Genomic DNA, 20,109 nt, shown 5'->3' with positions numbered 1-20,109 from the left:
CGCACACAGGGGGCATTCAGGTGCCACACAGCCAGGCTTGACCGATTTCGATCGCTTCCACACGCCTAACTGAACGCAAATTTTCACCGCTGTACGCATCCAGGGTTGTGCACTAGGCATAGGATCAAGCCGCGCAACCTGAGCCCCGTCCACCCCGCCTGTCCCATCCGCAACTGTGCACACGATGTACGAGCGTTCCCACCGACACCCCACAACCCGTTAACAGGTATCTGCGTGTCACCGATACTCAGCACCGGTTCCGGCGATGGAGCCGCGCAGTGAAAATCAATCGTCGCCTCGTCCTGCTGGTCACCGCTCCCCTCACCGTCGCGGTCGCCTTCTCGGCCCTGGCCCTCGCGCCCGCGACCAACCAGGCGCTGCAGGCGAACCGGCTGGCCGACATGGTCGATGTCGCCGCCGGCGCAGCCGATTTAACCCATCAGTTGCAGCGCGAGCGGGCGGCAGCCACCGCGCTGGTGTCCCACCAAGGGGACTCGGCCGCCTTCCAGGAGAGCGCCGAAGCGACCGACAAGAGCATCGCCACCTTCAACGGCCGGATCGGCCGGCTCTCGGAGGTGCCCGGAAGCGCCCAGGAGGCCCTGGACCGGATCGACCGCTTCACCGAGGAACTCCCCGCCCTGCGCGCCCAGGTGCGCTCCGGCTCCACGACCATCTCCGCGCTCGCCTTCGGCTACCGGATCGTGATCGCGGACCTCAACAGCTACCGCGACGGCATCGCGCAGGCCGACGGTGTCGACGCCGACATCGCCGACCGCATCCGCGCCGCCGCCGCCCTCTCGGAGGCCGCCGAGCACACCGCGCAGGAGCAGGTCACCGTCATGAGGGCGCAGGCCGCAGGCGGCTTCACCGTCGCCTCGCAGCGCACCTTCGACGCCAGCCGGCTCGGCTACACGGAGTCGACCGGGGTGATGTTCGGCCTCGGCCCCAGCGAGTGGCGGACCTGGCTGGAGCGCACCCTCTCCGGCCCGAAGGCCCTGGAGTCCCGGAAGCTCGAGGACAGGATCGGGCGCACGGACCCCAGCAAGCCCATCGGCATCACCCCCAAGGCGTGGCAGAAGGCCTCCGACGACCGGCAGACGCTGCTGCACCAGGTGGAGGAGCGGATCGACGAGTCCGTCGCCGCCACCGTCGACCGGGAGCGCACCAGGCTGCTGTGGACCGCCGGCGCCGAGGTCGCCCTCGTGCTGCTGACCCTGGTGGGTGTCGTCCTGGTCGCCGCACGTCTCGGCCGCGTCATGATCCGCCGGCTGCGCGACCTGCGCAACGCCGCGCACGAGGTCGCCCACACCCGGCTGCCCGCCGTCATGAGCGAGCTGTCGCAGCCAGGTGCGCTGAGCGGCTCCACACCCGAGCAGGTCGCGGAGCGCACCGGCAACCCGGTCGAAACCACGGGCGGCGACGAGATCGGTGAGGTCGGTGAGGCGTTCAACGCCGTCCACCACGAGGCCGTACGCCTGGCCGCCGAACAGGCCCGGGTGCACGAGCAGTTCGCCGAGACCCTGGTCCGCGTCGCCCGCCGGGGCGCCCAGCTCACCAGCGTCATGGTGTCCGAGCTGGACACCGTGCAGCGCGACGAGGCGGACCCGGAGCGCATGAAGACGCTCTTCGCCCTCGACCACCTCGCCATCCGCATGGAGCGCAACACCAACAACCTGCTGGTGCTGGGCGGTTACGGCAACGCCCGGGTGCGCTCGGCCGACATCGGCTGCTCCACCGTCATCGTGGCGGCGGCCCAGCAGATCGAACGCTTCGACCGGGTCTCCCTCGGCGCCATCGAGGCGGGCATCGGCATCGCCGCCCGCGCAGTGCACGACGTGGCGCACATCCTGGCGGAGCTGCTCGACAACGCCACCCGCTTCTCGCCGCCCGACGCCCAGGTCGGGGTCGCCGTCTGGCGGCTGTGGGACCGGGCCGTCGTCCAGATCGTCGACGAGGGCGTGGGGATCTCGGCGGACCGCCGCGCCGTGCTCAACGCCGGGCTCCGCGAACCCAAGGCGGGCATCGGGGACGTACGGTCCATGGGCCTGCACGTGGTGGCCCGGCTCGCCGCGCGCCACGGCATCGTTGTCGAGCTGCGCGACTCCTCGGGCCCCGGCACCATCGCCGAGGTCACCCTGCCCAAGGGCGTGCTCGCCGAGGTGTCCGAGCAGCCGGCCCCGCCGAGCGAGAACGGCTTCGAGACGCCCCGTACGGTCGTCACCCGCCGCAAGCAGGACACCGTACGCGGACGGGTCGGCCGCCCGGTCGGCGCGGGCGCCCGCGCCGACGCCCCGGCGGCACCGGGCACGCGCGAGGAGCACGAGGCCCCGGCCCGTACCGAGGTCGCCGACGCGCCCTCCCCGCACCCCGTGCACGACGAGCCCGTCTCGCGCATCGCCGGGGTCAGCGCCTCCGGCCTGCCGGTCCGGAAGCGCAACGCGCCCCAGCAGTGGCCCGCACGGGACAAGCGGGGCGGCACCGAGCAGCGGTCCGGCGCCGGTGCGCCGAGGCCGACCCCCCGCCGCCGGGACTCCCGGCAGGTCTCCGACGTCCTCGCGGCCTACGCCCAGGGCATCAGCCGGAGCACGAACCCCCGCGGGCGTCCCGCCAACAATGACGACACCGAACGGACCAAGAAATGACCTCACCCACCGACCTGAGCTGGATCCTGAGCGACTTCGCCGGCCGCATCCCGGAAGTCACCCAGGCGATAGCCGTGTCCGTGGACGGACTCGCGCTCGCGTACACCGGCGTGGAGCGCGACGACGCCGACCGGCTGGCCGCCATCGCCTCCGGCGTCGTCAACCTGCTGTCCGCGGCGGCCCAGCTGACCGACACCGACCCGGTGGAGCACAGCCTCACCGCCATGGAGGGCGGCTACATGTTCTCCATGGCGGTGTCCAGCGGTGCCTCGCTCCTGGTGACCACCACCAGGGACGCGGACATCGGCGAGGTCAGCTACATGATGTCCGAGCTGATCAACCAGGTCGGCGACTCGCTGTCTCCGCAGGTCCGCAGCTCGCACATCTCCCCCACGCACTGACCCGGCCGTCCCCCCACGGCCGCACCGACCCGTCCGCGGAGCCCGCTCCGCGGTCGGGTCACACCGTTGCCCGACACTCCCCCGATGAGAGTCCTCATGTTCTTCGACATATCCCGCCGCACGCGCCACCGCAGATTCGTCCGGCCCGCCGGCGCCGCCGCCCTCGCCCTCGGCCTGGCCGCCGTCACCGGATGCAGCAGCGACAGCGGGTCCGGCGACAAGACCGTCAAGGTCGGCCTGGTCGCCTCGCTGTCCGGCACCTACAAGCCCGTCGGCACCGACCTGCGGGACGGCTTCCAGTTGTACCTGAAGACGCACGACAACAAGCTGGGCGGGCGCAAGGTCGAGCTCATCGTGGCCGACGAGGGCGACGGTCCGCCCACCGCCGTGCCCGCCGCCACCAAGCTGGTCAAGAAGGACAAGGTCGACGTCCTCACCGGCCTCGTCAGCGGTGGCTCGGTCAACGCGGTCCTGCCGCTGGTCGGCCAGGCCAAGATCCCCTTCCTCGGCTCCAACGCCCGTCCCGAGGTCAAGGACCCGGAGTACGTGTGGACGACGAGCTTCATGTCCGACGAGCCGGGCAAGGCCATCGCCCCGTACGTCAAGGAGAAGGTGAACGGCCCGGTCTACGCGATCGGACCGGACTACCAGGGCGGTTACGACGAACTGCGCGGGTTCACCGACGAGTTCAAGCGCGTCGGCGGCAAGCTGGCCAACCCGGACGGCAAGACCAAGTGGACGCCGTTCCCGAAGACGACCAACTTCATGCCGTACTTCGCGGACATCGCCAAGACCGACGCCAAGGCGGTGTACTGCTTCTACGCCGGCAAGGCCGCGATCGATTTCGCCAAGCAGTACGCGCAGTCCGACATCGCCGACCTGCCGCTGTACACGGCCTTCGTCACCGAGGGCAGCGTGCTCCAGGCCGAGGGCGAGGCCGCCAAGGACATCTACTCCGTCCTGAACTACGCGCCGGACCTCGACAACGCGGCCAACCGCAAGTTCGCCGCCGACTGGACCGCCGAGCACGACACCCAGCCGACCACGTACGCGATGTCGTCCTACGACGCCGCCGCCGTGCTCGACAAGGCGATCGCGGACGCCGCGAAGAAGGGTGACGTGACCTCGGAGACCATCAACAAGGCCATCGCCGCCCTGGGCCAGATCGACAGCCCGCGCGGCAACTGGGAGTTCAGCGAGAAGGCGCACGCGCCGGTGCAGACGTGGTACCTGCGCCAGGTGCGTCCGGACGGCAACCAGCTGTCCAACGTCATGGTCCAGGACCTGGCGACGCTCGGCGGCTGACATGGAGCTTCTCGATGCCCACCTCGTGCCGGCGGTGGACGGCGTGGCCTACGGGCTGCTGCTGTTCGTGGTCGCCGCCGGCCTGAGTCTCGCGTTCGGCACGGCCGGCGTACTGAACCTCTCGCACGGCATGCTGTACGCGATCGGCGCCTACACCGGCGCCGAGCTGAGCGACGGAACCTGGGGCGGTCTCGTCCTCGGGCTCGCGGCGGGGACGGCCGCGGCGGCCCTCGCCGGGGCCGGGCTCTCCGCGGCCACGGTTCCGCTCGCCCGGCGTGGGCATCTCGCTCAGGCCCTGCTGACGTTCGGGATCGCCCTGGCCGGCGGTGATCTGCTCATCCAGTTCTTCGGGGCGGACGAACTGCCGGTGCGCGTCCCCGGCGCGCTCGACTCCTCCGTCCATCTGCTGGGCCACCGCTACCCCGCCTACCGGCTCTGCTTCATCGCCATGGCCGTCGCCCTGGCGGCCTTCGGTACGTGGGTGCTGACCCGGACCCGGGTGGGTGCGGCGGTGCGCGCGTCGGCGGACGATCCCCAGATGCTCGCCGCCACCGGCCACAACCCCCGGGCAGTGCACACCGGTGTGCTCGCGGCGGCGGGCGCGCTGGCCGGTGCGGCGGGCGTGCTCGGGGCGCCGATCATCGGCCCCGGACCCGGCACCTCCGAGAACGTGCTGATGCTGTCCCTCGTGGTGGTCGTCCTCGGCGGGCTGCGCTCGCTGTGGGCGACGTTCGCGGCGGCGGTCGCCGTGGGCGAGGTCCAGACCCTGGGCGTCTCGGTGCTGCCGGACCTGGCGCCGTATCTGCTGTTCGCCGCGATGGCGGCGGTGCTGGTGTTCCGCTCCCGCTTCACGGAGCCGGAGGCGCACGAGGAGCGCGGCCCGTCCTCCGACCCGGTCTCCCGGCTGCGGCGGCTCCTCGCCGCGCGGTGGGAGAACCGGCCGCGCGCGGCGGCGCCCGCACCCGGCCGGGAGGCCGCTGCGGCGGACCCCGGGCGGTTCGGCGCGTGGCTGCGCGGGGCCGGGTGGCGGCAGGCCGTCCCACTGCTCGTGCTGCTCGCCGTCCTGTTCGCGCTGCCGGGGGTGCTCGACCCGTACAGCATCTCGCTGGCCGGGTCCGCCCTGGCACTCGGGCTGCTCGCGGTCAGTGTCACCGTGCTGACCGGATACGCCGGTCTGCCCACGCTCGGGCAGACCGCCCCGTTCGCCGCCGGCGCGTACGCCACCGCGAATCTGGCCGACGCCGGGTGGACCGTGGGCCCGGTCCAGATCGTCCTGTCGGCGCTCGCCGCCGCGGTGTTCTCGGCGGTGACCGGGCCTGCGGTGATCCGGGCGCGGGGTACCACGGTGCTGATGATCACGCTCGCGGTCGGCGAGCTGACGAGCGCCGTGATCAACCAGGTCAAGTCCGTCACCGGCGGCGCCGACGGGCTGGTCGGATTCCCGGCCACCCGGGCGCTGTGGGGCGGCGAGGGCATGACCGAGGAACGCGAGCTGTACGTGTACGCGGTCGTCGTCGCCGTCGTCGCCGTCGCGCTCACGCTGCTGGTGCTGCGCTCCCCGGCCGGGAAGCTGCTGACCGGCACCCGGGGCGCCGAGGCGCGGATGCGCGCGTCCGGCCACCCCGTGGGTCGCTATCTGCTGGTGGCCCACATCTGCGCCGGTGCGCTGGCCGGGGTCGGCGGCTCGCTGATGGTCACCGTGCAGCAGTACCTCTCCCCCGCCGACGTCGGCTTCGAGATCGCCGCGTTCGCGCTGCTGGCGGTCGTCATCGGCGGTACGACGTCGGTCGTCGGCGCGCTGCTGGGCGCCGGGCTGATCGTCTTCACCCGGGACTGGGTCGCCGGCTCCTGGCCCGGCCACGGGCCGCTGCTGCTCGGGGCGTTGTTCATCGCCGCCGTGTACCTGCTGCCGCGCGGTCTGGCCGGTCTGCGCACCGTCGCCGGCCGCCCCTCGCCCGCCGTCTCCCCCGGGAAGGTCGCCCCATGACGCCCGCACCGAACGCCGCGCGGCCGGACTCCGTGCTCGACCTCGACCGCGTCACCCGCAGGTACGGCAGCCTCACCGCCGTCGACGAGGTGTCCCTGAGGCTGCCCGCGGGTGCCCGGCACGCCGTGATCGGCCCCAACGGCGCCGGCAAGACGACCCTGCTCAACCTCATCGCCGGCACCGACCGGCCCGACCACGGCACGATCGCGCTGAACGGTACGGACGTCACCCGCGCGTCCACCGCGAAGCGCAGCCGGCTGGGCATCGCACGCAGCTTCCAGCAGCCGTCCGTCATCGCCGAGCTGACAGTGCTGGACAACATCGTGCTGGCCGGCTGGGCGCACCACCCGAAGCGCAGGGGCGCCTGGCGCAGCCGGTCCCGCTACCGGCTGCACACCGAGTCGGCCGGGCACCACCTGGAGACCGCCGGGCTCGCGGACCTCGCGCACCGGCCGGCCTCCACGCTCTCCCACGGGCAGCGCCGCATGCTCGACCTCGCCGCGGCCCTGGCGGGCGATCCGCGGCTGCTGCTCCTGGACGAGCCGGCGGCCGGGCTGACCGACGGCGACATCGGCCGGCTGCTCGCGATCCTGGGCTCCCTGCCCGCGAGCGTGGCGGTCGTGCTCGTCGAGCACCACGTCGAGGTGGTCGCCCAGGTCGCCACGTCGGTGACGGTGCTGGCGGCCGGGCGGGTGCTGGTGACCGGGCCGACCGGGGAGGCGCTCGCCCACCCCGAGGTCCGCGACGCGTACCAGAACACGGCGCCGGACCTCGTCACCGGCTCCACCGAAGCGAGAGGATGACCGACCCCCGATGCTCGAACTCACGGGCCTGACCGCGGGCTACCACGGCGGCACGGTCCTCCACGGCCTCGATCTGTCCGTGCCCGCCGGCACGGTGCACGCCGTCGTCGGCCACAACGGCGCGGGCAAGACGACGCTCGTGCACACCGTGGCCGGTCTGATGCGCCCGGACGCGGGCACGGTACGGCTGGACGGCCGGGACGTCACGGGGCAGCCCGCGCACCGGATCGCCCGCGCCGGCGTCGGTCTCGTACCGCAGGGCCGCCGGGTGTTCGCCAACCTCAGCGTCGCCGAGCACCTGCGGCTCTCGTACCGGCCGCCGCGCCGGGGCGACGCCTCGCGGCCGAGTGTGTGGACGCCCGAGCGGGTGCTGGAGCTGCTGCCCCGGCTGGGCGAGCGCCGGGGCAACCGGGGCACGGACCTGTCCGGCGGCGAGCAGCAGATGCTGGCCCTGGCCCGCGCGCTGCTCGGTTCGCCGAGCGTGCTGCTGCTCGACGAGCCGACGGAGGGCCTGGCGCCGGCCCTGGTCCGTCAGGTGCACGAGCTGGTGACCACACTGGCCGAGGAGGGCATCGCCGTACTCCTGGTGTCGCCGAGTCCGGCGACGGCGGCCCGGTGCGCGGACACGCTGACGGTGCTGACGTCGGGACGGGTGGGGCTGCGGCTCGACGGGGCCGGGGCCCGCGAGGACCCGACGGCCCTGCACGCCGCGCTGGAACTGGCGCCGACGGGCGTCTGACGTACGCGGGGAGGGAGCGCCCCTCCCCGCGTACGCGGTTACTTGACCTTCAGGCTGTGGCCGCCGAAGCCGCTGCTGCGGTCGGAGCCGCTGTTCTGCTCCTGCCACCAGGCGTCGAACTCGGGCTGGCCCATGGCCGACCAGTCGGGGGTGTTCTCGACCTGGGTGCTGCCCATCCGGCGGGCGAGGCCGACCATCGCGGAGCCGACCGCGCCGCGGCCGGCGTCGTAGCGCTCCAGCACGTCCTTCCAGCCGTCCCCGGCGATCCAGGCGGCCTCCAGCGCGGTGGCGTCCTGGAGGGCCTTCACGCTGCCGGCGCCGACGTGCGGGCGGGCCACGCTGGCGGCGTCTCCGACCAGTGCCATCCGGCCCGAGGTGTAGTGAGGGACGGCGAGGTCGTAGATGGGCTGGATGAAGGTGGTTCCGGCGGGTGTGCCAAGCACCTTGTCCGCCCAGAACGGCGGGAAGTGCTCCGCGACCAGGGCACGCAGCCAGTCGGTCAGCTCGGAGTTGAGGCGGCCGGGCGGCAGCGAGGTCGGGGTGCGCAGGTCCGGGTGGAGGCCGTCGGTCTGCGGGGGCGTGGTGTAGAGCACCCAGTTGAGGCGGTGGCCGCCGGTGCCGTCCGGGATGCGGTAGATCATGCAGTGGCCGCCGGGGAAGACGATGTTGTGGGCGTCGAGCCCGTCCGAGGGAAGGCCCTCGACATCCTCGGAGGCGCCGCGCCAGCCGATGTAGCCGGCGTACTGCGGGCTGATCCCGGGGAACATCGCCTCGCGGACCACGGAGCGGTAGCCGTCGGCGCCGATGACGAGGTCGAAGCGCTCCTCGCGCCCGTCGGCGAGCCGCAGCGTCACCCCGTCGTCCGCCGGGTCCACGGCGGAGACGACGGCGCCGGAGCGGTAGTCGACGTCCGCTGGCACCCGGCGGCGCAACTCGCTCCACAGGGAGCCCCAGTTGTAGGCGCGGAACGGGAACGGCTGCTGCCCGAAGACCCGGCCGTTCGCCGCGTCGCCGTCCCGTACGCTCCACACCCGCCGGGTCAGCGGCGCCCAGGGCATCTCGGGGGCCACATATCCGGCCTCTCTCAGCTCCTCGTAGCGGTCGCTCTGCAGGGCGATCCCGACGCCCCGGTCCCGGAGTTCGGCGTCGGCGCGCTCGAAGACGGTGATCCGGTCCGCCCCTCCGCGCGACGCGGCCAGGGCCGTGGCACACCCCGCTATGCTCCCGCCGACCACGGCGATGCTGCCTCCACGCATGTCTGGATCTCCACTCACTTGAGGTCCCGGCCGTCCACCCGGCCGCTCTCCCGCCGGAGCGCCGGCGGGAAAGTTCCCTTGCATTGGCGCTGGTTGGCCCGTTCCCTGCGGTCGGGGCCCGCAACGAATCCTAGCGAGGGGCCCGGACGGGTTTGAGCCGCAGGTGGTTCCGCTTTTTCGGCCACCGATACATCGTCAGGACAGGTTTACGGTGCGCTCCTTGGTCATTTCGGATTAGGGTTCTGTCATGTCCCCCTCGCCGGTCACCTGCTCAGTCCCCCACCTGGCTGCGGCCGGCTTCGGCACCGGCCGCGACGCGCTGCGAAGACGTCGCGCCGGCCGCGTCCGCCGCTGAACGAGCGGCGCACCACAGCGATTCGTCCCCCCTCATCCGGCGGCCGTCCTGATCGCCGCCAGCCCCCGGACACCCGGGTACTACGGAGTACAGAAACGATGCGACACGCCCCCGGCAGCGGGTGCTCCGGCCGCGACGGTCTGGGAACCGGCACGCCCGCCGGTGCCCGCGCGCCCGGCGGAACCGTCCCCCCGATCCCCGCGAGGACCCGATGACCGAACCGATATTGATCCTGCTCGCGCTGGCGGCGGGAGCCTGCGTCTCGCTCTACTTCCTGCGCCGCGCCCGCGCCGAGAAGCGGCGGGCCGACGAGGTCCGGCAGCAGCACGAGCAGCTCGTCCAGCAACTGCGGGCCGCCGAGCAGTTCGTGGCGTACATCGCCCAGACCGTCGTGCAGGCGGCCGCGTCCGAGGCGCAGACAGGACGCCCCTACCAGCTGGACCTGGCGGTACCGCCGCAGCTGGCCCACACCCAGCTCGCCAACGCGCTCAGCGCCCTGGCCGGGCAGGTGCGCTCCGCGATCACCATGACCGGCCAGCTGGCGCAGAACGCGGCGGAGGAACAGCTCACCCAGGTCTGGGCGGAGACGGAGCGTCAGGTCGCCCAGGCCCGCCAGGAGTCGGTGGACGTGGCACGGGCCGCGGTCCGCGCCTTCGCCTCCAGCACCGTGCAGCGCGCGGCGAAGCTGAGCAGCACGATCAGCGCCGGGGTCCGGCGCCATGTCTCGGACGAGGCATACGCGACGCTGGTCGAGATGGACCACCTGGCCCAGCAGATGCTGCTCACGGCGTCCGGCTACGGCGTCCTGGCGGGTGACAAGCTGTCGCGGCGCTGGCCGGCGACCACACTGACCGATGTCGTCCGCACCGCGATGGGCCGCGTCGAGGGCTACCAGCGCGTCCAGCACACGGACCTGGAGTCCTTCGCGGTGCAGAGCCGGGCGGTGGAGGCGGTCGTCCACACCCTGTCGGTGCTGCTGGACAACGCCCTGCGCTACTCGCCGCCCAACGCCCGGGTGCACGTCTCCCTGGAGCACGGGGCGAACGCGGCGTTCCTCGTCGTCGACGACGCCGGTCTGCGGATGGAGGACGAGCGGCTGACCTGGGCCCGCGAGGTGATGTCCGGCGAGCAGCGGGACGACATCACGCGGCTGGGCGCCTACCCGCAGACGGGGCTGCGAGTCGCCTCGGTGCTGGCCCACCAGTACGGCTTCCGCGTCGAGCTGACCGCCCCGAACCTGTACGGCGGCACGCGCGCGATCATCGTGCTGCCGCAGGCGCTGCTGACGACACCGGGCCCGTCGCGGCCGGTGCCCGCGCAGGCGCTGCCGGCGCCCCGGCCGGCCGCCGTCCCGCCGGCTCCGCCGGTATCCCAGCCGTCCCCGCTGCCGGAGGTCCCGCCCATGTCCCGGCCGACCCCGGAGCCCGTTCCCGTGTCAGCGCCGACGTCGGCCCCGGAGCCGGAGCGGGCCCCGGAAGCGGATGCCGCGCCCGTGTCGGCGCCGGCCCCGGCCACCACGGCCAGCGGGCTCACCGTGCGCCGGCGCGGCACGCGGCCCGCCGCCGAGTCGCGGCCGGGTCCCGAACCGGTGGTCGAGCCGGGCAGGCCCGCGGTGGCCGCCGCGTGGATGGCGGGCAGCCGCAGCAGCCGGGAAAACCAGAACACCCCTCGTACGGACGAAGGACGTTGATCATGTCGGACACGCACGCGAACACCCTGGGCTGGCTGCTCGACGAGCAGCTCGGATCGGTGGAGGGCGTCCGGTACGCCGTACTCATGAGCGGCGACGGACTGCTCAAGGCCCGGACCCGCACCATCAGCCAGGAGGACGGCGAGAAGCTGGCCGCCCTGACCGCCTCACTGCGCGCCTCGGGCCGTGCCTGGGACGAGTTCACCGGCGGGCAGGGCGTACGCCAGCAGCTGATCGAGTCCGTGTCGACGATCGGGCTGACGACCGCGGCCGGGCAGCACACGATGCTCTCGGTCGTCACCACGGGCCCGCACGCCGATGTCGGCCTGATCAGCCACCACATGGGCCTGCTGGTGGTCCGCCTGGGCGAGCAGCTGGGCACGAGGGAGCGCATGCCGGTACTCCAGCCGGACGGGGGCTCCGCCGCATGAGCGGACCACGGCACGACCCGGACATGGTCAGGCCCTACGTCCGCACGGGCGGGCGGGTCCGCCCGGACCGGGACGTGCGCCTGGAGAGCGTGGTCGTGGCCGCGTCGGGGCCGGTCGGTGCGCTGGGGCCCGACGCGCGGCGGGTGATGAGCCTGTTCGCGGTGGGCCGGGGCGGTCTGGCCGTCGCCGACATCGCCGCCGCGTTACAGCTGCCGCCCTCCACCGTCCGGATCATCGTGTCCTCCCTCATGGACAGCGGCCATCTGACCAGCCCGGCGCCCGCCGTCGAGGACCAGCCCCGAAACGACCTCCTGCAGAAGGTGCTTGATGGACTCCGAGAACTGGTCTGACGCCCCGAACGGCGTCTCGTACGTACCGGCCACGGTGACCCAGTCCGCCAAGATCGTGGTCGCCGGCGGATTCGGCGTCGGCAAGACGACCTTCATCGGCAGCGTCTCGGAGGTCAGGCCGCTGCGGATGGAGGAACCGATCACGGAGGACAGCGTCGGGGTCGACGACCTGCGCGGGGTGCCGAACAAGACGACGACCACCGTGGGCATGGACTTCGGCCGCATCCACCTGGCCGGCGGGGCCCTCGCCCTCTATCTGTTCGGACTGCCCGGTCAGGTCCGCTTCCAGCCCCTCTGGGAGGACCTGGCCCACGGGGCGCTCGGCTGCCTGGTGCTGGCCGACACCCGTGACCTGGACGCCAGCCACGAGGCGCTGGGGCTCCTGGAGGACCAGGGCATCCCGTACGCGGTCGCGATCAACGTCTTCCCCGACGCGCCCGACTACGGCCTGGAGGAGATCCGCGAGGCCCTCGCGCTGGACCCGGCCACCCCGCTGACCACCTGCGACGCGCGGGACCGCAGGTCCTGCGTGTACGCCCTCATCACGCTCACGGAATACCTCGCCTCACACCGCTCGGCCCTCTCCCTGGAGCCCACTCCATGACGTCCCCCAGCACCACCCTGCCGTCGGCCCCCTCGGGCCGGGTCGCCCTGTACGACCCGGGGTTCGCCGCCGACCCGCACTCCGCGTACGAGCGGATGCGGGCGTCGTACGGGGCCCTGGTGCCCGTCGAGCTGTCCCCGGGCATCCCGGCCACCCTGGTGATCGGCTACTTCCAGGCGCGGCGCATCCTCAACGACCCGCTGTACTTCCCGCACGACCCGCGTGTGTGGCAGGAGCAGGTCCCGGCGTCGTGCCCGGTGCGGCCGATGATGGAGTGGCGGCCCAACGCCCTGCGCAGCAGCGGCACCGCGCACGCCCGTTACCGGGCCGCCAACACCACCGCGATCGACGCCGTCGACCAGCACGAGCTGCGGGCCCGGGTGGAGAAGCTCGCCGAGAGCGCCATCGGGGACTTCATCACGGCGGGCAGCGCGGACGTGCTCACCCAGTACGCGTGGCCGATCGCGTTCCGGATCCTCAGCTCCCTGCTCGGCTGCCCCGACGAGATCGGGGCGCGCATCGCCGACGGGATGTCCCGGATCTTCGAGGCCACGGACGCCCAGCGGGGCAACGAGATCCTCGGCCAGGCGGTCGCCGACCTCGTCGAACTGCGCCGGCGCCACCCCGCGGACGACATCACCTCCCGGCTCCTCGCCCACGCGGCGCAGCTGACCGACGAGGAGATGGGTCACCAGCTGGTCACGCTGTACGGGGCCGGCATCGAACCGCTGACCAATCTCATCGCCAACACCCAGCTGAAGATCCTCACGGACGACGAGTTCTCCGCCGGACTGCACGCCGGGCACTCCACCGTGCGGGACGCCCTGGACACCGTCCTCTACACGGACCCGCCGATGGCGAACTACTGCATCACCTACCCGCCCTACCCGGCGGACATCGACGGTGTGGTGCTCCCGGCCCATCAGCCGGTGCTCATCTCGATGGCCGCCTGCAACAACGACCCGGCGATCGCCCAGGCCCCGGGCGGCATCGCGGGCAACCGGGCTCACCTGGCGTGGAGCATCGGCCCGCACAACTGCCCGGCCCGGTCCCACGCGTACCTGATCGCGGAGACCGCGGTCACCTATCTGCTCGACGCCCTGCCCGAGATGGACCTCGCGGTCCCGGCCGCCGAACTGCGGTGGCGGCCCGGCCCGTTCCACCGGGCGCTGGAATCCCTCCCCATCGTCTTCCATGCCTCCCACTGAAGGAGACCCCATGCCCGAGCAGCCGATCCTCGTCCTCGACCCCGCCGGCACCGACCGCCACGCGGAGTACCGGACGCTGCGCGAGCGCGGCCCCGCGACCCGCGTCGACGTCCTCGGGGTGACCGCGTGGTCCGTCAGCGACCCGGTCCTCCTCAAGGAGCTCCTGACCAGCTCGCAGGTCTCCAAGGACGCCCGCGCCCACTGGCCGGCCTTCGCGGAGACCGTGGCCACCTGGCCGCTCGCCCTCTGGGTCGCGGTGAACAACATGTTCACCGCGTACGGTGCCGACCACCGGCGGTTGCGCCGGATGATCGCCCCCGCGTTCAGCGCCCGCCGCATCCAGGACCTGCGCGTCTCCGTCGAGAAGGTCGTCACCGAACTCCTCGACGGCCTCGCCGACCGGCCCGCGGGCGAGCCCGTCGACCTCCGCAAGGAGCTCGCCTACCCGCTCCCCATCGCGGTGATCGGCCGCCTCATGGGCGTCCCGGAGGACCAGCTCGACGGCTTCCGGTCCGTCGTCGACGGCGTCTTCGACACGACCCTGACCGTGGAGGAGGCCACCACGAACACGGCCTCCCTCTACGGCGCGCTCGACCAGCTCATCGCCTCCAAGCGCGCCGCGCCCGGCGACGACATGACCTCGCTCCTGCTCGCCACCCGCGACGAGGAGGGCGACGGCGGCCGGCTCGACGACGAGGAGCTGCGCGACACGCTCCTCCTCATGATCTCCGCCGGGTACGACACCACGGTCAACGTCATCGACCAGGCCATCACCGCCCTGCTGACCCGCCCGGAACAGCTCGCCCACCTCCGCGAGGGCCGCGCCGACTGGAACGACGTCGTCGAGGAGACCCTGCGCCACGAGCCCGCGGTCAAGCACATCCCGATGCGCTACGCCCTCTCGGACATCCCCCTGCCCGACGGGCAGAAGATCGCGCAGGGCGAGGCGATACTCGTCTCCTTCGCGCCCGCCAACCGCCACCCCGACTGGCACGGCGAGACCGCCGACGACTTCGACGTCACCCGCCCCACCAAGGAGCACCTGGCCTTCGGCCACGGCGTCCACTTCTGCCTCGGTGCCCCCCTCGCCCGCCTGGAGATCGCCACCGCCCTCCAGCAGCTCTTCGACCGCTTCCCCGAAGCCCGTCTCGCCGTCCCCGCCACGGACCTCCTCCCCCTCCCGTCGCTGATCAGCAACGGCCACCAGAGCCTGCCGGTCGTTCTCCGGCCGACCGCAGGCTGACGGCCTACGCCCGCACAGCTGTTTCCGCCCCGCCGGACCTCGTCCGGCGGGGCGGAACGCGTTGCGAAGGCGTTGGCGGTGATCCATTTGAGAAGAACCCGTTGCGGCGGGAAAATAGGCAGGCACATGCAATCCGGCGCGGAAAGGAATCCCGGAAAAGGTCGCAGAAAGGAGCGGCGCCGGTATGAACACCCGCAGCCAGAATCTGACGACAGGCCCACCGGCGCCCGAGGACGCGGAAGCACTCAGCCGGGTACACCTCCGGGCATGGCACCAGACCTATCCGAATACCGCGGCGGGAATCGACGCCGCCTGGATTCAGGAAAACGTGGGATGGGTCGTCACTCCGGCAGGGGTCGACGGGTGGCGACAGGGGATCGAGGACTCCCGCAACCTTCCGGAACAGCACTTCTGCCGTATTGCGCGATCGGGCGACGAAGCCGTCGGCTTTCTGTGCGGCCATCGCGGAGTCACGGCCACCATCGGCCCCATGTACCTGCTGCGCGAATTCTCCGGCTGCGGTGTCGGCAGTCGCCTCATGGACGAATACCTGCGCTGGTCGGAAAACGCTCCGGTGCGCCTCTGGGTCACGGCCTACAACACGGGGGCCATTCGCTTCTACACCCGGCACGGATTCGTCGAGTCCGGCGAGCTGCACATGTGGCGGGGCCGACTCCCCAACCTTCGGATGATTCGCCGTCCGGAACGGGCCGCAGCCGATGCGTGCCTCAATCGTGCTGAAGTGGGCCTAAGTGGATTTGAACCACTGACCTCTTCCTTATCAGGGAAGCGCTCTAACCAACTGAGCTATAGGCCCTCGGTGCGTGGGAAGAATATCAGACCGCGGGAGCGGTTCCGGCGGGCCTTCTCGACGCGGTACGCCGGGGGGGCGCGGTTCCCCAACTCCTCCTCATCGCGCTGCCGCAGGCCGCAATCGGCTTGTACATGTGCGAGGCCGTTGCGGTAACCTCGGACCACAGGCGTGGATCCGGCCATCACCGGGGAGCCTCCGGAAGAAACGGACTGCCCCGGCGGCATCCGGAGTAGAACCGGACGGGAGGGGCCCGTCACAGCCCATGACGAGCGGTCGTCCGTGTGCGGGCGGCAAGCGGGGTGGTACCGCGGCGTCCTGGAAACGGGGTTGTCGTCCCCGTAAGCAGGAGCCCATTCCGCCGCACGAGGAGTACCGCATGGCTGACCGCCGGCCCGATCCAGCCTCCTACCCCCACGTCCCCTCCCAGCCGTCGTTCCCCGAGCTGGAGCAGGAAGTCCTGGACTTCTGGCAGGCGGACAACACCTTCCGGGCCTCTGTCGAGGCCCGCCCCGCAGGCGCGCACGGGAGCAACGAGTACGTCGTCTACGACGGTCCTCCGTTCGCGAATGGCCTCCCCCACTACGGGCACCTGTTGACGGGGTACGTCAAGGACGCCGTTCCGCGCTACCAGACCATGCGCGGACAGCGCGTGGAGCGTCAGTTCGGCTGGGACACCCATGGCCTCCCCGCCGAGGTCGAGGCCGAGAGGCAGCTCGGTATCGGGCACAAGTCCGAGATCGAGAAGATGGGTGTGGCCGCCTTCAACGAGGCCTGCCGCGCCTCTGTCCTGCGCTACACCGCCGAGTGGCGGGACTACGTCACCCGGCAGGCGCGCTGGGTGGACTTCGACGACGGCTACATGACCTCGGACCTCTCCTTCATGGAATCGGTCATGTGGGCCTTCAAGCAGCTGTGGGAGAAGGGCCTCGTCTACTCCGGGTTCCGGGTCCTGTGGTATTGCTGGCGCTGCGAGACGCCCCTGTCCAGCACCGAGACGAAGATGGACGACGTCTATCTCGACCGGCAGGACCCCGCGGTCACTGTCGGCCTGCGGTTCTCGGTACCGGAAGGGGACGCCACCGATCTGGACGGCGCTCTGGCGCTCATCTGGACGACGACCCCGTGGACGCTGCCGTCGAACCTCGCTGTCGCGGTGCACCCGGACATCGACTACGTACTCCTGGAGACCGACGCCGAACACGGCGGCGAGCGGTACGTCATCGCCGAAGGCCGCGTGCAGCACTACGCACGGGAACTGGGTGACGAGCCCACCGTCCTTCGGCGGCTGAAGGGTGCGGAACTCCTGGGCCTCTCCTACACACCGCCGTTCGACTTCTTCGTCGGGCACGAGAACGCGCACCGGGTGCTGGCCGCCGACTACGTGACCGTCGAGGACGGCACCGGTCTCGTCCACATCGCGCCGGCCTTCGGTGAGGAGGACAAGGCCGTCACCGACGCGGCGGGCATCGAGGTCGTCGTCCCGGTCGACAGCCGCGGTGAGTTCACCACGGAGGTCCCGCCCTACGCCGGCATGCAGGTGTTCGAGGCGAACCGCGCCATCATCAAGGACCTCCGCGACCGTGCCGCGCACACCCGGGGTGTCCTGCTCCGGCACGAGACGTACGACCACCCCTACCCGCACTGCTGGCGCTGCAGCAACCCGCTCATCCAGCGTGCGGTCGACTCGTGGTTCGTCCAGGTCACGGCGTTCCGCGACCGGATGGTGGAACTCAACCAGGACATCAACTGGGTGCCTTCCAACATCGGTGACGGCCAGTTCGCCAAGTGGCTCGAGGGCGCGCGCGACTGGAACATCTCCCGTAACCGGTACTGGGGTTCGCCGATCCCGGTCTGGGTCTCCGACGACCCGCGCTATCCGCGGGTCGATGTGTACGGTTCGCTGGACGAGATGGAGCGGGACTTCGGGGTGCGCCCGACCGACCTGCACCGCCCGTACGTCGACGAGCTCACGCGCCCCAACCCGGACGACCCGACCGGGGAGTCCACCATGCGCCGGGTGCCCGAGGTACTCGACTGCTGGTTCGAGTCGGGGTCGATGCCGTTCGCGCAGGTGCACTACCCCTTCGAGAACTCCGACTGGTTCGAGCACCACTACCCCGGCGACTTCATCGTCGAGTACAACGGGCAGACCCGCGGCTGGTTCTACACCCTGCATGTGCTCGGCACGGCGCTGTTCGACCGGCCGGCGTTCCGCTCGGCGCTCGTGCACGGCATCGTGCTGGGCGACGACGGCCAGAAGATGTCCAAGTCGCTGCGCAACTACCCGGACGTCCGGGAGGTGTTCGACCGGGACGGTTCCGACGCGATGCGCTGGTTCCTGTTCTCCTCGCCGATCCTGCGGGGCGGCAACCTGGTCGTCACCGAACAGGGCATCCGGGAGGGCGTCCGCCAGGCGATCCTCCCGTTGTGGAACACCTGGTACTTCCAGTCGCTCTACGCGAGGGCTGCCGGACACCGCGGCACCTGGCGGACCGACAGTCAGCACGTGCTGGACCGGTACGTGCTCGCCCGGACCGCAGCCCTGGTCGACAGCGTCACGGCGGCCATGGATGCCCTGGACATCGCTTCGGCGTGCGAGCGGATCCGGGACCACGCCGAGGTGCTGACCAACTGGTACGTGCGACGCTCCCGCAAGCGGTTCTGGGACGGTGACCCGGACGCCCTGGACACCCTTCACACCGTGCTCGAGGTGACCATGCGTGTCGCCGCGCCGCTGTTGCCGTTCACCACCGAGCGGATCTGGCAGGGGCTGACCGGGGAGCGCTCGGTGCACCTCACGGACTGGCCGTCGGCCGGTGACCTGCCCCACGACGACGAGCTCGTCGCCGGCATGGACCGTGTACGTCAGGTGGCTTCGGCCGCGCTGTCGCTGCGCAAGGCCCAGGGGCTGCGCGTACGGCTGCCCCTGGCCGAGCTCGTGGTGGCCGCGCCCGACGCCGCCTCGCTCGCGCCGTTCACGGACATCCTGCGCGACGAGGTCAACGTCAAGGACGTCGTGCTCACCACCGATGTCACGGCGCACGGACGATTCGAGGTTGTCATCAACCCCTCCGCGTGCGGGCCTCGCCTGGGACCGGACACCCAGAAGGTGATCCGTGCCGTGAAGGCCGGTGAATACGTCCAGGGTGAGCATGGGCTCACCGCCGCGGGCATCGACCTGCTGCCGGGCGAGTACACGGAGCGTCTCGTCGCCGTCGACCCCAGCGAGACCGCCGCGTTGCCCGGCAACAGCGGCCTCGTCGTACTGGACACGGCTCTGACTCCCGAGTTGACGGCCGAGGGCCTTGCCAAGGACGTGGTCAGGCTGGTGCAGAAGGCGCGTCGTGACGCCGGCTTCGACATCTCCGAACGTATCGCCCTGACGCTGGAGGCGCCGGCGAACGTGCTCGATGCCGTGCGTGCTCACGAGCCGCATCTGGTCGCCGAGGTACTGGCCTCGGCCGTGGCCTATGCGGACGTCTTCGAGCCGACGCTCGTCGAAGCGGTGGCCGAGGGCGACCACGTGAAGGTCCGGGTGGAACGGGCGTAGCACCGCCGGTGGGCCGCGTCGCGGGAAGGGGATCCCGCGGCGCGGCCCACCTGTTTCAGTGGTCGTGCCCGATGACGACGGCGTGGGTGATGTAGCCACCCGCCGTCGAACTGCGCCCGCTGAAGAGGGCGCCCTTCGGGAAGGGCGGCGCGGCACACCGCAGCTCGGAGGTGAAGCCGTCCGGGCTCCAGAACACCTCGAGGTGGGCGAACTCCAGCACTCTACGGGTCAGCGGATACATGGCCTTGTAGGTCGCTTCCTTGGCGGAGAACACCCACCGGCTCCGCAGCCTCCGTTCCTCATCGTTCCCCGCCTCCCGCCGCCGTGCTTCCTCGGCGTTCAGAATGAGCGGGTCGAGGTCGGCGGGGAGCGGCACACACGGTTCCACGTCGATCCCGAGCCCCCGGACGTCGGCCGACCGGCCGACGGCCACCGCGACCCGGGTCGCACAATGAGTGATCGAGCCGACCACTCCTTCGGGCCACCGCGGTGACCGGTCGGGATGCGGCAGCAACGACTCCCGTGCGTGGCCGAGTTCGGCCATCAGCCGGTGGGCCAGCTGCCTTCCGACCGCGAACTCCCGCTGCCGGCTCGGAATCGCGTCTTCCACCACCCTCAGTTCGGCGGCGTCGAGCAAACCGATGCTTTCGTGTGCCGGCTCGGCCTCCGCCACCCCGACGTACGCCGGAAGCAGCGGAGCGAGCAGCGACGAAGCAGGCCCGGTCATGGCT

Annotated in this window: 15 protein-coding genes, 1 tRNA gene and 1 pseudogene; 14 read left to right on the top strand and 3 right to left on the bottom strand. The window is 71.6% G+C overall.

What is annotated here, in order from left to right; genetic code table 11:
- Positions 1 to 278 precede the first annotated feature (278 nt).
- From EAO73_RS12495 to EAO73_RS12470, 6 genes are all read left to right on the top strand, one after another.
- Positions 279 to 2,642 carry a nitrate- and nitrite sensing domain-containing protein gene (locus EAO73_RS12495; RefSeq protein ID WP_147971602.1) on the top strand — a complete coding sequence of 788 codons (2,364 nt, stop codon included), beginning with the start codon at positions 279 to 281 and terminating at the stop codon, positions 2,640 to 2,642.
- The gene (locus EAO73_RS12490; protein ID WP_147971601.1) at positions 2,639 to 3,043 is read left to right on the top strand and encodes a roadblock/LC7 domain-containing protein; all 405 of its coding nucleotides are present in this window, start codon (positions 2,639 to 2,641) and stop codon (positions 3,041 to 3,043) included. Before EAO73_RS12495 ends, EAO73_RS12490 begins: the two co-directional genes overlap by 4 nt.
- Positions 3,044 to 3,139: 96 nt before the next feature.
- Positions 3,140 to 4,348, top strand: a complete 1,209-nt coding sequence (locus EAO73_RS12485) for an ABC transporter substrate-binding protein (protein ID WP_147971669.1) — start codon at positions 3,140 to 3,142, stop codon at positions 4,346 to 4,348.
- A gap of 1 nt (position 4,349) precedes the next feature.
- Positions 4,350 to 6,335, top strand: a complete 1,986-nt coding sequence (locus EAO73_RS12480; RefSeq protein WP_147971600.1) for an ABC transporter permease subunit — start codon at positions 4,350 to 4,352, stop codon at positions 6,333 to 6,335.
- The gene (locus tag EAO73_RS12475; protein ID WP_147971599.1) at positions 6,332 to 7,138 is read left to right on the top strand and encodes an ABC transporter ATP-binding protein; all 807 of its coding nucleotides are present in this window, start codon (positions 6,332 to 6,334) and stop codon (positions 7,136 to 7,138) included. The genes EAO73_RS12480 and EAO73_RS12475 overlap by 4 nt, the downstream gene beginning before the upstream one ends.
- A gap of 10 nt (positions 7,139 to 7,148) precedes the next feature.
- On the top strand, positions 7,149 to 7,877 hold the full coding sequence (locus EAO73_RS12470) for an ABC transporter ATP-binding protein (RefSeq protein WP_147971598.1): 729 nt from the start codon (positions 7,149 to 7,151) through the stop codon (positions 7,875 to 7,877).
- Between the two features lie 38 nt (positions 7,878 to 7,915).
- Here the strand turns inward: EAO73_RS12470 and EAO73_RS12465 are convergent, their stop codons facing one another.
- Entirely contained in the window at positions 7,916 to 9,133 is a 1,218-nt protein-coding gene (locus EAO73_RS12465; protein ID WP_147971597.1) for an FAD-dependent monooxygenase, read from the bottom strand.
- A 566-nt stretch (positions 9,134 to 9,699) separates the two neighbouring features.
- On the opposite strand from EAO73_RS12465, the gene EAO73_RS12460 reads away from it, so the two are divergent.
- From EAO73_RS12460 to EAO73_RS37295, 7 genes and pseudogenes are all read left to right on the top strand, one after another.
- Positions 9,700 to 11,178, top strand: a complete 1,479-nt coding sequence (locus tag EAO73_RS12460) for an ATP-binding protein (RefSeq protein ID WP_147971596.1) — start codon at positions 9,700 to 9,702, stop codon at positions 11,176 to 11,178.
- Positions 11,179 to 11,180: 2 nt separating this feature from the next.
- Positions 11,181 to 11,609 carry a roadblock/LC7 domain-containing protein gene (locus EAO73_RS12455; protein WP_147971595.1) on the top strand — a complete coding sequence of 143 codons (429 nt, stop codon included), beginning with the start codon at positions 11,181 to 11,183 and terminating at the stop codon, positions 11,607 to 11,609.
- 23 nt (positions 11,610 to 11,632) lie between these two features.
- On the top strand, positions 11,633 to 11,959 hold the full coding sequence (locus tag EAO73_RS12450) for a DUF742 domain-containing protein (protein ID WP_191134040.1): 327 nt from the start codon (positions 11,633 to 11,635) through the stop codon (positions 11,957 to 11,959).
- Positions 11,937 to 12,563, top strand: coding sequence for a GTP-binding protein (locus EAO73_RS12445; RefSeq protein WP_191134037.1), 627 nt, complete (start codon positions 11,937 to 11,939; stop codon positions 12,561 to 12,563). The genes EAO73_RS12450 and EAO73_RS12445 overlap by 23 nt, the downstream gene beginning before the upstream one ends.
- The gene (locus tag EAO73_RS12440) at positions 12,560 to 13,771 is read left to right on the top strand and encodes a cytochrome P450 (RefSeq protein ID WP_147971593.1); all 1,212 of its coding nucleotides are present in this window, start codon (positions 12,560 to 12,562) and stop codon (positions 13,769 to 13,771) included. The genes EAO73_RS12445 and EAO73_RS12440 overlap by 4 nt, the downstream gene beginning before the upstream one ends.
- Before the next feature lie 10 nt (positions 13,772 to 13,781).
- On the top strand, positions 13,782 to 15,014 hold the full coding sequence (locus EAO73_RS12435; protein WP_147971592.1) for a cytochrome P450 family protein: 1,233 nt from the start codon (positions 13,782 to 13,784) through the stop codon (positions 15,012 to 15,014).
- A gap of 184 nt (positions 15,015 to 15,198) precedes the next feature.
- Positions 15,199 to 15,654, top strand: a pseudogene (locus EAO73_RS37295) (N-acetyltransferase family protein); the annotation flags it as partial.
- A gap of 103 nt (positions 15,655 to 15,757) precedes the next feature.
- On the opposite strand, the gene EAO73_RS12425 reads toward EAO73_RS37295, so the two are convergent.
- Positions 15,758 to 15,831: transfer RNA gene (locus EAO73_RS12425), tRNA-Ile, on the bottom strand.
- Positions 15,832 to 16,204: 373 nt separating this feature from the next.
- On the opposite strand from EAO73_RS12425, the gene ileS reads away from it, so the two are divergent.
- Positions 16,205 to 19,378: an isoleucine--tRNA ligase gene (gene ileS, locus EAO73_RS12415; RefSeq protein ID WP_147971590.1), complete on the top strand. Its 3,174-nt coding sequence runs from the start codon at positions 16,205 to 16,207 to the stop codon at positions 19,376 to 19,378.
- 55 nt (positions 19,379 to 19,433) lie between these two features.
- Here the strand turns inward: ileS and EAO73_RS12410 are convergent, their stop codons facing one another.
- On the bottom strand, positions 19,434 to 20,105 hold the full coding sequence (locus EAO73_RS12410; protein ID WP_191134036.1) for a 4'-phosphopantetheinyl transferase family protein: 672 nt from the start codon (positions 20,103 to 20,105) through the stop codon (positions 19,434 to 19,436).
- Between the last annotated feature and the right edge of the window lie 4 nt (positions 20,106 to 20,109).

This window comes from Streptomyces sp. col6 (assembly GCF_008042035.1).
In the GTDB taxonomy this organism is placed as follows: domain Bacteria; phylum Actinomycetota; class Actinomycetes; order Streptomycetales; family Streptomycetaceae; genus Streptomyces.
The sequence above is the reverse complement of the archived record's forward strand: the minus strand, read 5'-3'. Positions and strand labels throughout refer to the sequence as shown.